The 14,890-nt window shown below is 64.2% G+C and carries 18 protein-coding genes, 3 tRNA genes and 1 pseudogene; 12 read left to right on the plus strand and 10 right to left on the minus strand.

Annotated features, from left to right (window positions below; all coding sequences use genetic code 11):
- Positions 1-122: 122 nt before the first annotated feature.
- The 12 genes from MKAN_RS18440 (at position 123) to rplA (ending at position 5,310) form a co-directional block, all read left to right on the plus strand.
- Positions 123-332 (plus strand): type II toxin-antitoxin system VapB family antitoxin, encoded by a 210-nt coding sequence (locus tag MKAN_RS18440; protein WP_023370800.1) that lies wholly within the window; start codon positions 123-125, stop codon positions 330-332.
- A gap of 142 nt (positions 333-474) precedes the next feature.
- A tRNA-Thr gene (locus MKAN_RS18445) sits at positions 475-547 on the plus strand.
- Between the two features lie 52 nt (positions 548-599).
- Positions 600-673 (plus strand) — tRNA-Met (locus tag MKAN_RS18450).
- Positions 674-720: 47 nt separating this feature from the next.
- On the plus strand, positions 721-888 hold the full coding sequence (gene rpmG / locus MKAN_RS18455; protein ID WP_003898538.1) for a 50S ribosomal protein L33: 168 nt from the start codon (positions 721-723) through the stop codon (positions 886-888).
- A gap of 68 nt (positions 889-956) precedes the next feature.
- Complete coding sequence (gene hadA / locus MKAN_RS18460; RefSeq protein WP_371686015.1) at positions 957-1,409, plus strand: (3R)-hydroxyacyl-ACP dehydratase subunit HadA; 453 nt, start codon at positions 957-959, stop codon at positions 1,407-1,409.
- Entirely contained in the window at positions 1,396-1,824 is a 429-nt protein-coding gene (gene hadB / locus MKAN_RS18465; RefSeq protein ID WP_023370804.1) for a (3R)-hydroxyacyl-ACP dehydratase subunit HadB, read from the plus strand. Before hadA ends, hadB begins: the two co-directional genes overlap by 14 nt.
- Positions 1,825-1,839: 15 nt before the next feature.
- Positions 1,840-2,340 (plus strand): (3R)-hydroxyacyl-ACP dehydratase subunit HadC, encoded by a 501-nt coding sequence (gene hadC / locus MKAN_RS18470; protein ID WP_023370806.1) that lies wholly within the window; start codon positions 1,840-1,842, stop codon positions 2,338-2,340.
- A 210-nt stretch (positions 2,341-2,550) separates the two neighbouring features.
- A tRNA-Trp gene (locus MKAN_RS18475) sits at positions 2,551-2,623 on the plus strand.
- 93 nt (positions 2,624-2,716) lie between these two features.
- Positions 2,717-3,232, plus strand: a complete 516-nt coding sequence (gene secE / locus MKAN_RS18480) for a preprotein translocase subunit SecE (protein WP_023370808.1) — start codon at positions 2,717-2,719, stop codon at positions 3,230-3,232.
- Between the two features lie 31 nt (positions 3,233-3,263).
- Positions 3,264-3,980: a transcription termination/antitermination protein NusG gene (gene nusG, locus MKAN_RS18485; protein WP_023370810.1), complete on the plus strand. Its 717-nt coding sequence runs from the start codon at positions 3,264-3,266 to the stop codon at positions 3,978-3,980.
- A gap of 81 nt (positions 3,981-4,061) precedes the next feature.
- Positions 4,062-4,493, plus strand: coding sequence for a 50S ribosomal protein L11 (rplK, locus tag MKAN_RS18490; protein WP_023370812.1), 432 nt, complete (start codon positions 4,062-4,064; stop codon positions 4,491-4,493).
- A gap of 109 nt (positions 4,494-4,602) precedes the next feature.
- Complete coding sequence (gene rplA / locus MKAN_RS18495; RefSeq protein WP_023370814.1) at positions 4,603-5,310, plus strand: 50S ribosomal protein L1; 708 nt, start codon at positions 4,603-4,605, stop codon at positions 5,308-5,310.
- 100 nt (positions 5,311-5,410) lie between these two features.
- On the opposite strand, the gene MKAN_RS18500 is transcribed toward rplA, so the two are convergent.
- The 10 genes and pseudogenes from MKAN_RS18500 to MKAN_RS18545 form a co-directional block, all read right to left on the minus strand.
- Positions 5,411-6,628 (minus strand): RNA polymerase sigma factor, encoded by a 1,218-nt coding sequence (locus MKAN_RS18500; protein ID WP_036395324.1) that lies wholly within the window; start codon positions 6,626-6,628, stop codon positions 5,411-5,413.
- Between the two features lie 10 nt (positions 6,629-6,638).
- Positions 6,639-7,334: a YciI family protein gene (locus tag MKAN_RS18505; RefSeq protein WP_036395326.1), complete on the minus strand. Its 696-nt coding sequence runs from the start codon at positions 7,332-7,334 to the stop codon at positions 6,639-6,641.
- Positions 7,335-7,421: 87 nt separating this feature from the next.
- The gene (gene mmaA4, locus MKAN_RS18510; protein WP_099184580.1) at positions 7,422-8,351 is read right to left on the minus strand and encodes a hydroxymycolate synthase MmaA4; all 930 of its coding nucleotides are present in this window, start codon (positions 8,349-8,351) and stop codon (positions 7,422-7,424) included.
- A gap of 117 nt (positions 8,352-8,468) precedes the next feature.
- Positions 8,469-9,350, minus strand: a complete 882-nt coding sequence (gene mmaA3 / locus MKAN_RS18515; RefSeq protein ID WP_023370822.1) for a methoxy mycolic acid synthase MmaA3 — start codon at positions 9,348-9,350, stop codon at positions 8,469-8,471.
- A 137-nt stretch (positions 9,351-9,487) separates the two neighbouring features.
- Positions 9,488-10,351, minus strand: coding sequence for a cyclopropane mycolic acid synthase MmaA2 (mmaA2, locus tag MKAN_RS18520; RefSeq protein WP_023370824.1), 864 nt, complete (start codon positions 10,349-10,351; stop codon positions 9,488-9,490).
- 155 nt (positions 10,352-10,506) lie between these two features.
- Positions 10,507-11,367, minus strand: coding sequence for a mycolic acid methyltransferase MmaA1 (gene mmaA1 / locus MKAN_RS18525; protein WP_023370826.1), 861 nt, complete (start codon positions 11,365-11,367; stop codon positions 10,507-10,509).
- Between the two features lie 67 nt (positions 11,368-11,434).
- On the minus strand, positions 11,435-12,352 hold the full coding sequence (locus MKAN_RS18530) for an alpha/beta fold hydrolase (protein ID WP_023370828.1): 918 nt from the start codon (positions 12,350-12,352) through the stop codon (positions 11,435-11,437).
- 28 nt (positions 12,353-12,380) lie between these two features.
- Positions 12,381-13,730, minus strand: coding sequence for an ABC1 kinase family protein (locus MKAN_RS18535; RefSeq protein ID WP_023370830.1), 1,350 nt, complete (start codon positions 13,728-13,730; stop codon positions 12,381-12,383).
- A 93-nt stretch (positions 13,731-13,823) separates the two neighbouring features.
- Positions 13,824-14,417, minus strand: coding sequence for a DinB family protein (locus tag MKAN_RS18540; RefSeq protein WP_023370832.1), 594 nt, complete (start codon positions 14,415-14,417; stop codon positions 13,824-13,826).
- A 2-nt stretch (positions 14,418-14,419) separates the two neighbouring features.
- Positions 14,420-14,698 (minus strand): annotated as a pseudogene (locus MKAN_RS18545) (DinB family protein); the annotation flags it as partial.
- Positions 14,699-14,890: the final 192 nt, after the last annotated feature.

The raw sequence follows: 14,890 nt of genomic DNA on the forward strand, positions 1-14,890 counted from the left end.
TCACCAGACTATGACTGATCCAAGATCGGTCCAATCCTGGCGGCCTTGACGCCACGATGCCCCGATGCGAAATGCGGGGCTTCTGTGATTCCGCGGGCGAAGCCGGTGGGTATTGTTGGCGCATGCGGAAGAAGGTCGAGATCGAGATCGACGACGATCTGGTCCAGGAAGCGATCCGTCGGTACGGCCTGGCTGATGCGCGCGAAGCGGTCCATCTCGCGTTGCGGACCCTTCTCGCCGAGGGCGGTAGCGGGGAGGCCGACGAGGAGGAATACGACGAGTTCAGCGATCTCAGTGTGCTCGACCCGCACCGGGGCCATCGCGGCGGCTGATCTGCGCCCCGGTCATGGCCCCCGTCGTCCAGCGTCTCGAGGACGCCAGTTTGCGCATCGCGTCGCACGTGGTTTGGTGACGCCGCGCGCCAGGCTGTACCCTCTTTTTGCCCGGGGCTCGACTGGCCGTTACGGGTGAGCGGCCCCCTTAGCTCAGTCGGTAGAGCGTTTCCATGGTAAGGAAAAGGTCAACGGTTCGATTCCGTTAGGGGGCTCGGCGGACGCCGAGCAGGAGGGCAGCCCTGAACCAAGGCGGGGCGGCCCAGAGGCGATGTAGCTCAGTCGGTTAGAGCGAACGACTCATAATCGTTAGGTCGCCGGTTCGAGTCCGGCCATCGCTACAACACAACACCGAGACGTTTGACACCAGATTCGAGAGAGAACGGTCATGGCTTCCAGTACCGACGTGCGGCCTAAGATCACTTTGGCGTGCGAGGTGTGCAAGCACCGCAACTACATCACCAAAAAGAATCGCCGCAACGACCCGGACCGCCTGGAGCTGAAGAAGTTCTGTCCGAACTGCGGCAAGCACCAAGCGCACCGCGAGACGCGGTGACCACATACGGTAGCCAAACTGATTCGGTAGATTCGATAGCCGTGCCACTGACAACCAACATTGTCGGGATGCATTACCGCTACCCCGACCATTATGAGGTAGAGCGCGAGAAAATCCGCGAGCATGCGCAAGCCGTACAAAATGACGACGCCTTCTTTTTCGACGAGAAGGCCTCCGCGGAGCTTGGCTACGACGGGCTGTTAGCGCCGTTGACGTTCATCTGCGTGTTCGGCTACAAGGCGCAATCGGCGTTTTTCAAACACGCGAACATCGCCGTGCAGGACGCCCAGATCGTCCAGGTCGACCAGGTGTTGAAGTTCGCCAAGCCGATCGTTGCCGGTGACAAGCTCTACTGCGATGTGTATGTGGATTCGATGCGTGAGGCGCACGGCACCCAGATCATCGTGACCAAGAACATCATCACCAACGAAGACGGTGACATTGTGCAGGAGACCTACACGACCCTGGCGGGTCGTGCCGGCGAGGACGGGGAAGTGGGATTTTCAGATGGCGCTGCGTGAGTTCAGTTCGGTCAAGGTCGGAGACCAGCTTCCGGAGCGGACCTATCCGCTGACCCGCCAGGATCTGGTGAACTACGCCGGCGTGTCGGGTGACTTGAACCCGATTCACTGGGACGACGACATCGCCAAGGTCGTCGGGCTGGACACCGCAATCGCCCACGGCATGCTGACGATGGGCATCGGCGGTGGTTACGTCACGTCGTGGGTCGGGGATCCGGGTGCGATCACCGAGTACAACGTGCGGTTCACCGCCGTGGTACCGGTGCCCAACGACGGCAAGGGTGCTGAGCTCGTGTTCAGCGGCCGGGTGAAGTCGGTGGATCCCGACAGCAAGTCGGTCACGATCGCGCTCACTGCCACCACCGGCGGCAAGAAGATCTTCGGTCGGGCCGTCGCGTCGGCGAAGCTGGCTTAGGAACCCGCATAGGCCATGGCGCTCAAGACCGACATTCGCGGGATGATCTGGCGGTATCCCGACTACTTCATCGTGGGCCGCGAGCAACTCCGCCAGTTTGCGCAGGCCATCAAGTGCGACCACCCGGCCTATTTCGAAGAGGACGCGGCCGCCGAACTGGGCTACGACGCGATCGTGGCTCCGATGACCTTCGTGACAATCCTGGCCAAGCTGGTCCAGCTGGATTTCTTCCGCAATGTTGACATCGGCATGGAGACCATGCAAATCGTCCAGGTCGACCAGCGGTTCGTGTTCTACAAACCGGTGCTCGCCGGGGATAAGCTGTGGGCCCGCATGGACATCCACTCCGTGGACGAGCGTTTCGGCGCCGACATCGTCGTCACGAAGAACACCTGCCACAACGACAACGGCGAGCTGGTGCTGGAGGCCTACACCACGCTGATGGGCCAGCAGGGCGACGGCTCCGCCAAACTCAAATGGGATAAGGAATCAGGGCAGGTCGTCAGGACCGGGTAATTAGTATCTGGCACCGGCGCCCGGCTAGACTCTAGTACACTCGGACCCCGGGGTTTTCCCAACATTAGCGCATTTTTCCGTGAGTCGGTCGAGCGAAGCCGGCGACGGGAGCGAGACGGACGAGTTGTCTCACTTCGGTTCGTGACCACCGACCGGATGCGCGCGTGTCATGTAAGCCCCGGCACGAGTAGGTTGGCCTGCCAACCGCGAAGGGGCGTAGCTCAACTGGCAGAGCAGCGGTCTCCAAAACCGCAGGTTGCAGGTTCAAGTCCTGTCGCCCCTGCTGAAGGCAAAGACATGCCATGCTGGACACTGGGAGGACACCCAGTCTTAGCGGGACGGCTGGCGCGATAGTTAGCGAACAAAGGAGCACGCGGTGAGCGACGAGCGCGACGCCGCCGACGGCGCCGCAAGCGACGGCGGCGCAACCGAGGACGGCAGCGACGGCGGTGGTCGCACGGCCGTGGTGACGAAGTCCGTGGTGCGGCCGCAACGACCGACCGGCAAGCGGTCTCGGCAGCGTGCGGTAGAGGCCGACGAGGACGCCGAGGACACGGAGCCGTCGACCGCGACCGAGGTCTCGAAGAAGGGCTCCGCCAAGAAAGACACGAAGTCGGCTGGGAAGTCGGCTAAGACGTCGGCTAAGAAGTCGGTGAAGGCCAAGAAAACCACGAAGGCCGGCAGGCCGGCCGCACGCTCGGCCAACCCGTTCATCTTCGTCTACAACTACATCAAGCAGGTTGTGGCCGAGATGCGGAAAGTGATCTGGCCTAACCGCAGGCAAATGATCACCTACACGTCGGTAGTGCTGGTGTTTCTTGCCTTCATGGTGGCGCTGGTGGGCGGCGCCGATCTCGGCCTGGGCAGGCTCGTGATGCTGGTGTTCGGCTGAGACTTGGCAGTAACAGAGAGGACTGAAAACCGTGACTACCTTCGACGGTGACACGTCCGCGGGTGAGGCGGTGGACCTGCAAGAGGCCACTACCGCCCAGGAAGTAGAAGCCCCCGCTGAAGAGGTCGACCCGGCCGCTGCGCTCAAGGCGGAACTGCGCAGCAAGCCCGGCGACTGGTACGTCATCCACTCCTACGCGGGTTACGAGAACAAGGTCAAAGCCAACCTGGAAACCCGGGTGCAGAACCTTGACGTCGGTGACTACATCTTCCAGGTGGAGGTGCCCACCGAAGAGGTCACCGAGATCAAGAACGGCCAACGCAAGCAGGTCAACCGCAAGGTGCTGCCCGGCTACATCCTGGTGCGCATGGACCTGACCGACGACTCCTGGGCAGCGGTGCGCAACACACCCGGGGTCACCGGGTTCGTCGGGGCAACCTCGCGCCCATCGGCGCTCTCCCTCGACGACGTGGTGAAGTTCCTGCTGCCCCGGGGAGCGGCGAAGAAGGCAGCGAAGGGTGCGGCCAGCACCGCCGCCGTCGCCGAAGCGGGCGGGCTGGAACGTCCCGTTGTCGAGGTCGACTACGAGGTGGGCGAATCGGTCACCGTCATGGACGGGCCGTTCGCCACATTGCCGGCCACCATCAGCGAAGTCAATGCCGAACAGCAGAAGCTCAAGGTGCTGGTCTCGATCTTCGGCCGCGAGACACCGGTGGAACTGACTTTCAGCCAGGTCTCCAAGATCTAGCCGGCCCACCCCGGTCGAGAGCCGGGCAGTCAAGCTCAGCGCATCAACCAGGTTTAACCAGGAAGGAACAATCGAGTCGCCATGCCCCCGAAGAAGAAGAAGGTCGCCGGGCTGATCAAGCTGCAAATCGTGGCGGGTCAGGCCAACCCTGCGCCGCCGGTTGGTCCCGCGCTCGGTCAGCACGGCGTCAACATCATGGAGTTCTGCAAGGCGTACAACGCGGCGACGGAGAGCCAGCGCGGTCAGGTCATCCCGGTGGAGATCACGGTCTACGAGGACCGCAGCTTCACCTTCGCGCTGAAAACTCCGCCCGCCGCCAAGCTGCTGCTCAAGGCCGCAGGTGTGGCCAAGGGTTCAGCCGAGCCGCACAAGACCAAGGTTGCCAAGGTCAGCTGGGACCAGGTCCGCGAGATCGCCGAGACCAAGAAGACCGATCTCAACGCCAACGACATCGACGCCGCGGCCAAGATCATCGCCGGCACCGCCCGGTCGATGGGCATCACCGTTGAATAGGCCAGAATAGCCTCGAATAGGCCTGCATAGGCCGGGATCAAACCCCTGTGGGAGGGCTCGCTTCGGCCCGTTTGGAAACCACGACCCAACACCAGATTGGATATCGGATATGAGCAAGACCAGCAAGGCATACCGCGCCGCCGCCGAGAAGGTGGATCGCAGCAAGCTCTATACGCCGCTGGAGGCGGCCAAGCTCGCCAAGGAGACGTCGTCGACCAAGCAGGATGCGACCGTAGAGGTGGCGATTCGGCTCGGGGTGGACCCGCGCAAGGCTGATCAGATGGTCCGCGGCACCGTCAACCTGCCCCACGGCACCGGTAAGACCGCCCGGGTCGCGGTGTTCGCGGTAGGGGAAAAGGCCGATGCTGCCGTCGCCGCCGGAGCCGATGTTGTCGGCAGTGACGACCTGATCGAGAAGATTCAGGGCGGGTTCTTGGACTTCGACGCCGCGATCGCGACGCCCGACCAGATGGCCAAGGTCGGTCGCATCGCCCGGGTGCTGGGCCCGCGCGGCCTGATGCCCAACCCCAAGACCGGCACCGTCACGCCCGACGTCGCCAAGGCCGTCGCCGACATCAAGGGCGGCAAAATCAACTTCCGGGTGGACAAGCAAGCCAACCTGCACTTCGTCATCGGCAAGGCGTCGTTCGACGAGAAGCGGCTGGCCGAGAACTACGGCGCCGCCCTCGACGAGGTGCTGCGGCTCAAGCCGTCGGCATCGAAGGGCCGCTACCTGAAGAAGATCACCGTGTCGACGACGACGGGCCCCGGCATTCCGGTCGACCCGTCCATCACCCGCAACTTCGCGGAGGCCTGATTTCTCCCGGCGAGCAGACGCGGAATCGCACAACAATCGCTGGGGCGATGCGATTCTATGTCTGTTGGCCGGGCGAGGCCCGGCGAAAACCGCTGGTGGATTATCCGCCGCACTCGGCGATGCGGCGCCGCAGGAATGCCCGGCCCGGCTCGGAACCGTTGGCGTCCAACGCCTTTCGATACCAGGTGACGGCTTCGGTTCGGCGTCCGGCGCGGCGCAGCAGATCTGCACGCACCGAAGCGACCAGGTTCGAACGGGCCAGTCGCGGATCATGGGCCACTTTCTCCAGCGCCGCCAAACCGGCGCCGGGGCCGTCGCGGAAACCAACCGCCAGCGCTCGGTTGGCCAGCACCACCGGAGAGTCGGTCAGCTGCAGTAGCCGGTCGTAGGCCGCGCAGATCGCGGTCCAGTCGGTCTGCTCCCACGATGGTGCCGTTGCATGCAATGCCGCGATGACCGCCTGCGGCAGGTACGGTCCGGTCGATCCCCGGGCCTGCCGAAGCCGATCCAGGCCGCGGGTGATGCGACCGCGGTCCCAGCACTGACGGTCCTGTTCCTCCAGCGGCACCAGCGCCCCGGAGTCGTCCACCCGGGTCGTTCGTCGTGAATCATGCAGCAGCACCAGGGCTGCCAGCGCGTGTGCGTCCAGTTCGTCGGGCATCAGCGCACACAGCTCTCCGGCCAGCCGAATTCCCTCGTCGCACAGTTCATCACGAATCGCCGACGGACCTGCCGTGGACCAATAGCCCTCGGTGAACACCGAGTAGATGCAGCCGAGCACATGCGGAGTCCGCTCGGCCAGCAGCTCGGCGGGCGGCACCCGCAGCGGGATATTGGCCCGGCGAATCTTGTTCTTGGCGCGGGTGATTCGCTGACCGACCGCCGTCTCGGTCTGCAGCAGCGCGCGGGCGATCTCGGCGACGGTCAGCCCGGACACCAACCGCAGTGTGAGCGCCAGCTGCGACTGCCGGTCCAATGCCGGGTGGGCGCAGGTGAACATCATCCGTAGCTCGTCGTCGCGAACCGGATGTGGGTCGGTGCCCTCGGTACGTGCCCGAATCTCGTCTATCACGGCCGCCATTTCCTTTCCAGGGCGCGCAGATTCGCGGCGAAGGCGGTCCCGGACGCGGTTGCGGGCGACCGTTACCAGCCACCCCCCTGGGCGATCCGGCAGTCCGTCACGCGGCCAGACGCGAAGCGCTTCCGCGCAGGCCTCCTGGACGGCGTCCTCGGCAATGGTGAGGTCGCCGGACCACCGGGCGATCGCGGCGACGGCCGGACCCCATTCGCGACGGAAGACACCGTCCAGGTTGACCATCGGCAGGTCGCTACAGCCCGGATACACCGGCCTGCTGACGTAGCTGAACGGCGGAGGCAGGGATCATCGACGCGAGCTTGACGGCCTCGTCGCGGTCGGCCGCGCTGAGCACATAGAAGCCGTTGGCCACTTCGCTAGCCTCGGCATACGGCCCGTCGGTGATGACGACCTCGCCGTCGCGCACTCGAACCGTCGTCGCGGTGGACGGTTCATGCAGGGCGGCTCCGCCGGTGATGTGATCGCCGGCCGCGGCCATGAACTCCTGGTGTGGCGCGGCCAACGCCTGCCACTCGGGGGTTCCCGGCGCGACCGCGTTCGATGGCGGTTCCAGCAGCAGGGCCAGCCACTGGCTGCCTTCCCGCCGACTCGGTTCGAAGGTCCCGAACATCGGCCAGACCTCCACCGCGCCGTGCTTGGCGGCGGGAATGCCGCGTGCGAAACCCAGCGCCTCATCAAGGTTTTCGGCTTCGAACACGTAATAGCCGCCGGCCACTTCCGCGTTCTCGGCGAATGGGCCGTCGGTGACGACCGGCGCGTCTGGCCCGCCGGCGATGCGCACGCCGGTCGCCGCCGGGAGCAGCGCGTCGCCGCCGCGGATCGCCGAAGCCACCTCGGCGTGAAAGGCCTCATAGGCCGCCATCTCGCTGGCCCGCTCGTCGGGCGTGCGGTCGCGCTCTTGGCTGATCAATAGGGCGAAGTACTGCATCGTGGTCACCTCATCCGGCAGTGAGCGAAGCCCTGTGCTCCACTCTCTACCTGTTAGACGAACCGCGCAGCCCTAATCCGACACCAACTAGGCGGCGACGGCGCCCGGCTTGAGGTAGGTGACCAGGCTGCAGTCGAGCATCTCGTCGGTGAAGTAGTGCTCGCAACCGCGCAGGTACTTCATGTACCGGTTGTACACCTCTTCGGAGGTGACCTCGATGGCCTTCTCCCGATTCGACTCCAGCGTGTCACCCCAGATCCGCAACGTCTTGATGTAATGCGGGCGCAGCGAAAGGGGTTCGGGGACGGTGAAACCCGCCTTCTCGCCGTGTTCGACCATCATCCCGGTCGACGGCAGCCGACCGCCGGGAAAGATCTCGGTGATGATGAACTTGATGAAGCGCGCCGTCTCGAAGCTCAGCTTCTTGCCGCGGGCGGCCATGTCGAAGGGGTGGTAGCCGACGCTGCTTTGCACGGTCATCCGGCCGTCCTCGGGCATGATATCGAAACACCGTTTGAAGAAGTCGTCGTAGTTCTCGTGTCCGAAATGCTCGAAGGCCTCGATGGAGACGATCCGGTCGACGGGCTCGGTGAAGTCTTCCCAGCCTTGCAGCCGCACCTGACGTGAGCGGTTGGTGTCCAGGGCGGCCAGCACCTGCTCACAGCGGGCGTGCTGGTTCTTGGACAGGGTCAGGCCGATGACGTTGACGTCGAAGCGCTCGACGGCCCGCCGCATCGTGGTACCCCAACCGCAGCCGATGTCGAGCAATGTCATACCCGGCTTGAGGTCCAACTTGTCCAGGTTGAGGTCGATCTTGGCGTACTGGGCTTCTTCGAGTGTCATGTCGTCACGCTCGAAGTAGGCGCAGCTGTAAGTCCGGGTCGGGTCTTGAAACAGGGCGAAGAAGTCATCGGAGACGTCGTAGTGCGCCTGGATGTCTTCCGAGCGCGTCCGGGTCTTCGTCTGTGTCGGCGCCTTTTCAGCCATTGTCGTCCTGTTCTCCTGGATAGTGATCATTGCCCGAACGCACGCGAAACCTCGGTTTGACTTGTGCAACCGCCCGACGAACCCCCGAGGCGTTACTACCTATCGACGCGAGCGTGTGCACCCATAGCCCGTCTGTGGCACCAGAGTCTACTTGGCGAGTGTGAACTGGTTGCAGTCGATGTAGCCTATCCGGAATGCCTTGGCGCAGCCGGTCAGGTACTTCATGTAGCGCTCGTAGACCTCCTCGGACTGTATGGCGATCGCCTCGTCCTTGCGCGCCTGAAGCGCCTCCGCCCAAAAGTCCAGAGTCTTGGCGAAGTCCAGCTGCAGCGACTGTCGGCGGGTCACCGTGAAACCGACCTTCTGCGCGTGCTCCTCGACGGTCTCGATCATCGGCAGCCGGCCGCCCGGGAAGATGTCGGTCACGATGAACCTGATGAACTTGGCCATCTCCATGGTCAACGGTATGCCGCGTTCCATGACCTGCTTGACATGCAACCCGGTGATCGAGTGCAACAGCATCACGCCGTCGCCGGGCATGGCGTGGTAAGCGAACTTGAAGAAGTCGTCATAGCGGTGGAAGCCGAAGTGCTCCAGCGCTTCGATGACGACGATGCGGTCCACTGGTTCGGTGAACTCGGCCCAGTCCTGCAGCAGCACCCGACGCGAGCGGCTGCTGTCGACCTCGTCGAGCACCTGCTGGCAGTAGGCGTGCTGGTTTTTCGACAGGGTCAGCCCTACGACGTTGACGTCGTACTTCTCGACCGCGCGCTTGAGCACCGAGCCCCAGCCGCAACCGATGTCGAGCAGCGTCATCCCCGGCTGCAGTCCCAGCTTGTCCAGCGTCAGGTCGATCTTGGCGAGCTGCGCTTCGTGCAGGGTCATGTCGTCGCGTTCGAAATATGCGCAGCTGTAGGTGCGGGTGGGATCGACGAACAGGGCGAAAAACTCGTTGGATAAGTCGTAATGCGCCTGGACGTCGTCCAGGTTAGACCGGGTGCTCGCGTCACCTGCTGTCTTACCAGCCATATGTCCTCCAAGAACAGATGAGCACCTTCACAGGGTGATCATCCACGGCACCCTACACCGGGTAGGGCGCAACCATCGCATTGAAAGTCGCTGAGAGGCCGGTTTTTCCAGACCGGGACCTGCGATGGTCGCAGTCACTACTTCTCCAGGGTGAACTGGTTGACGTCGATATAGCCGATGCGGAACGCATTGGCGCAGCCGGTCAGGTACTTCATGTAGCGCTCGTAGACCTCTTCGGACTGGATCGCGATGGCCTCGTCCTGGTGCGCCTCCAGCGCCTCGGCCCACAGGTCCAGGGTCCGCGCGTAGTGGGGCTGCAGCGACTGCCGCCGAGTCAGGGTGAAGCCGGCCTTACCCGCGTGCTCCTCGACTTTCTCGATCGACGGCAACCGGCCACCGGGGAAGATCTCGGTCACGATGAACTTGATGAATCGCGCCATCTCGAAGGTCATCGGCATGCCGCGCTCGACGATCTGCGGTCCGGTCAGCCCGGTAATGGTGTGCAACAGCATCACGCCGTCGGCGGGCAGGACCCGGTGTGCCATGGCGAAGAAGTCGTCGTAGCGGTCGTGGCCGAAGTGCTCGAAGGCGCCGATGGACACGATCCGGTCGACGGGCTCGTCGAACTGTTCCCAGCCTTTCAGTAACACCGTCCTGGTGCGCGGGGTGTCGAGCTCGTCGAAGCTCTTCTGCACGTGGGCGGCCTGGTTTTTCGACAAGGTCAGGCCGATGACGTTGACGTCATACTTCTCGATGGCCCGGCGCATGGTGGCGCCCCAGCCGCAGCCGACGTCGAGCAGCGTCATGCCCGGCTGCAGGCCCAGCTTGCCCAGCGCCAGGTCGATCTTGGCGATCTGGGCCTCTTCCAGGGTCATGTCGTCGCGCTCGAAGTAGGCGCAGCTGTAGGTCTGGGTCGGGTCCAGAAACAGCCGGAAGAACTCGTCGGACAAGTCGTAATGCGCCTGCACGTCGTCGAAATGCGGCGTCAGTTGTTCAGCCATGACCTTATGAATGCCTTTCCGGGCCAGGATCGGCCCTACGGTGCTCGCCTAAGGCGCACCGAAGCGCTCCCCCAAGTGCTCGGGAAATGTTATCCGATGCAGCGCCGCAGCACTAAATCACGACCGAATCTGCGCAGGCCAGGGCGGGTGCGGGGCTATTTCGCAAGAGTGAACTGGGCCACGTTGATCAAGCGGCGGCGGAACCGCTCGGCGCAGCCCGTCAGGTAGTGCATGAAGTTGTCGTAGACCGCTTCGGACTGGATCTCGATGGCACGCTCGCGCGCGCCGGCCAAGTTGGCGGCCCACATGTCCAGCGTCCGGGCGTAATGCTGTTGCATCAATTGGATCTGTTCGACGGAGAAACCCGCGGCCCGCGCGTTGTCGACAATGTCGGGTTCGGAAGGCAGTTCGCCGCCCGGGAAGATCGACTCGCGCAGGAACTTGAGGAATCGGATGTCGCTCATGGTGAGCGCGATGCCCTGTTCGTGCAGCCACCTGCGGTCATAGGTGAACAGACTGTGTAGCAACATCCGCCCGTCGTCGGGCAGGATCTCGTATGCGCGTTCGAAGAACGCGCCGTAGCGCTCCTTGTGAAAGGCGTCGAACGCCTCGAAGGAGACGATCCGGTCCACCTTCTCGTCGAACTCTTCCCAGCCCTGCAGGCGCGCCTCGGCCCGCCGCTGGGTGGGAATGGCGGCCAGCCGGTCTCGGCTGCGTTGACAGTGGTTCTTGCTCAGCGTCAGGCCGATGACGTTGACGTCATACTTCTCGACGGCCCGGACCAGCGCGCCGCCCCAGCCGCACCCGACGTCGAGCAGCGTCATCCCGGGCTCGAGGTGGAGCTTGTCCAAGGCCAGGTCGAGCTTGGCCAGCTGCGCCTCTTCGAGGGTCATGTCGTCGCGCTCGAAGTAGGCGCAGGTGTAGACCCACGTCGGGTCAAGGAACAGCCCGAAAAAGTCGTCCGAAATGTCGTACGCCGCTTGCGAGTCCTCGTAATACGGTGTCAGCTCGGCCAATTGAGACAACCTCCTTGTGCAACCCTACAATCCTCGTCACAACCTCGTCGCAACCTTCGTTCAAGCCTCAGCCCGCCCTGGCAAAGTTGCTCATCAGCACACTGATCAGCCCATCCCAGAGCGGCTCGGGCAGATCATGGCCCATTCCGTCGAACAACACCAATCGAGCGTCATCGATCGCGCGGGCGACCGCGCGGCCATTGGAAGGCCGCACCATTATGTCCTTTCGGCCGTGGATCACCACGGTCGGCGCCGCGATGCGCCGGTTGTAGTGACGCAGGCTGCCACTGCCCAGGACCGCGTTGAACTGCCGGCTCACGCCCAACGGGTCGAAGCTGCGGTCGTAGTTCTCGGCCGCTTCGGCCCGGATCCGTTCCTCGGGCAGGCGGTAGCGGCGACTGCCGGTGATCCCGGTGACCCGCACGACGTTGTCGACCACCACGTCGCGCGGCGAACCCGGAGGCGGGCCGCTGAGCATGGCCCGCAACGCCTGTACCGCCGGCGGCCGCAGGCACGCTCGGTTGTTGCTGGAGCAGATGATCGCCAGGGCCTTGGTCCGTTCCGGGAACCGGGCCGCGAAGATCTGGGCGATCATGCCACCCATCGACGCGCCGACGATGTGGGCGTGTTCGATACCCAGGTGGTCCAGCAGAGCGGCCGCGTCGTCGGCCATGTCCTCCAGGCTGTATGCGGCCTGGTTGCGCAGGCCGAACCAGAAGCGCAGCAGCCGCGCCGGCATCGACGGGCCGCTATCGCAGTGCTCGGTCCTGCTGGACAGGCCCACATCACGGTTGTCGTAACGGATGACTCGCAGCCCCTGGGCGACGAGTCGCTCGCAGAAGCCGGTCCGCCACAGCAGCAGTTGGGCACCCAGACCCATGATCAGCAGCACCGGTGGGTCGTCGGGGTCCCCCATGTCCTCGTAGTACAGCTTCAGGTCGCCCGAGGTGGCCCTTGATATGGCGTGACCACTGCGAACGTCCACCGGACCTCCACCAGACCTCAACTAGACCTCACTGGACCTCTACATCCGGCTGATGCTCGCGGCTGACTTCCACCATGAAGTTGGCGAAGTACCCGGTGAGCTGCGGGTCGGACATCATCTGCCACTTCGGCGCCAGCAGCTTCATGTACCGCTCGACGTATAAGAACTGCTTGCCGATCAGCACGAGCTCGCGGGGCAGCTTGACGTCGTAGGCGTCGGCCAGCGCCGACAGCTGCCGGCCGATGTCGGCATACGACATCTCGCCCAGCGATTGCATGGTAAGCGGGGTGGCGAACTTCTCCAGGTCTTTGGCGGCCTGAGCCTCCGGCTTCACGGTCCCGACGGCGCCCATCAACACGACGATCTTGCCGGCCGCGGCATGGTCCTTCTTGACCAGCAGGGCGTACACCAGCTCGCGCAGCAGCCAGCGGGTACGGGGATCGATGCGGCCCATGATCCCGAAGTCGAAGAACACGATGCGGCCCTGGTCGTCGACGTACAGGTTGCCCGCATGCAGGTCGCCGTGGAACAGCCCGTGGCGCAGCCCGCCCTCGAACACGCTGAACAGCAGCGCCTTGACCAGCTCGGTACCGTCGAACCCGGCCTTGCGGATGGCGGCGACGTTGTCGATTCGGATGCCCTGCACCTTCTCCATGGTCAGAACCCGCTCGCTGGTGAAGTCCCAGTGCACCCGTGGCACCCGGATGTTCTTGCCCAGCGGGGAAGCGTGGAGGTGCGACACCCACGCCTCCATCGACTGTGCCTCGAGCCGGAAATTCAGCTCTTCGGCCAGGTTGTCGGAGAAGTCGGCAACCACGTCTTGTGCCGAGAGCCGCCGGCCCAGCTTGGCCAGCTCCACCGCCTGCGCGAAGCGCTTCAGGATCTGCAGGTCGGCGGCGACCCGGCGGCGGATGCCCGGACGCTGGATCTTGACCACGACGTCCTCGCCGGTCTTCAGGGTCGCGTAGTGCACCTGGGCGATCGACGCGGAGGCGAACGGCTCTTCTTCGAACGTGGCGAACAGCCTGGCCGGCTCGTCGCCGAGCTCCTCGACGAAAAGCCGGTGCACCTCGTCGGTGTCGGCCGGCGGCACCTGGTCCAGCAGGGTGCGGAATTCACGCGACAACGACTCGCCGAACGCCCCTGGGCTGGAGGCTATGATTTGCCCGAACTTCACATACGTGGGACCGAGATCGGCGAAGGTCTGCGGGATTTCCTTGATGATCTTCTGCTGCCACGGACCCTTGGCCGGCAGCCTGGTGAGCACCCGAGCAGCAGTGCGGGTGACTTGCCAACCAGTGGTGGCGACCCGGGCCGCTTCGACCGGCAACGGCACCCGGTCGAGCTTGGCCACGTCGCGGTGTTTGGTGGAACTCATCTGTGCAGTGTGCCAAATTGGTGGAGCCGACTCACAATTTCCGTATGCCGCCTCACCCGCGACGAAAGCCGCCAACGATGCGTGTACGGCGGTCTATTTGGGTTGCCAGGGTGTCAGCCACGGCTGCGGCCGCCACTTCTCCAGGCCGGCGATCAATTCGTACATGGTCGCACCGTCGATGCTTTCCCGGACGATGTCGGCGTGTCCGGCGTGGCGGGCCAGTTCGTTGATCACGTGCAGGATGACCCAGCGCACCGACCAGGCGGGGACGTCCTTGGGAAACCACGGCGCGTCCCGCGGCACTGGCACGGCGGCGTCAAGGTCAGCCGTGCCGGCCAGCCGCAGCGCTTCCGCGTTCTGCGCGGCAAATGCCTCGAGTAAACCGGCAAGGGTTTCCTCGGGCCGCATCACAAATTCACTGGCGTGTTCGGCGGTGCGTTGCTCCAACGGCCGCGGATCCTCCCGCAGGGCGTCCGGCGCGGCGGCCACCCTTGCCATCCATACCCTTTGCATACCGGTGACGTGCTTGATCAGACCGCCGACGGATAGCGCGCTGGCCGACGGCGCCGATCGCGCCTGGTCGTCGGTCAGGCCGTAAGACACCGCGAAATAGGCGCTCTGGTGATAGGCCAGGAACTCGAGCAGCGCGCTGCGCTCATCGGCGACCGGAGCGGCAAGGGCCGGCATTGTCAATCCTTTCGGTCGTGCAAATGGTTGTGCAGGTAAAGGTCTCGCAGACATGCGATTTCAGCGCCGTGATGGATCGCCTCCCGGTTGATGTGCAGGCTCAATTTACTCAATGCGTACTGGGCGGAGGGTCCTTCCGCTGGACCGCATGGTCGGTCCAATTCGGTGGCGGACAGCGCCCGCGCACCGGTGATCCAGGTCGCGTACTCCTCGTCTAGTTGCCGCAGGGCGGTCGCGGCGTGGGTGGCGTACTGCCAATTCTGGTAATCCGCCTGCGGACCGTTCGCCGCAATCGATGACTGTCGAACCCGACGCAGGCGAGGCCTGCGTGGTGACGGCAGGCGGCGACGAGCCCGAGCGGATGGTGTTGACTTCGCGATGGTGGGTGCCGAGTTCGAGGTGCCGGAGCCGGCGGAGGTGCAGGCGGCGGCGGGTGCGGTGGGCAAACGTCTTCGGTGTGCGGGTAAGGCACC

This window comes from Mycobacterium kansasii ATCC 12478 (assembly GCF_000157895.3).
Classification (GTDB): Bacteria; Actinomycetota; Actinomycetes; order Mycobacteriales; family Mycobacteriaceae; genus Mycobacterium; species Mycobacterium kansasii.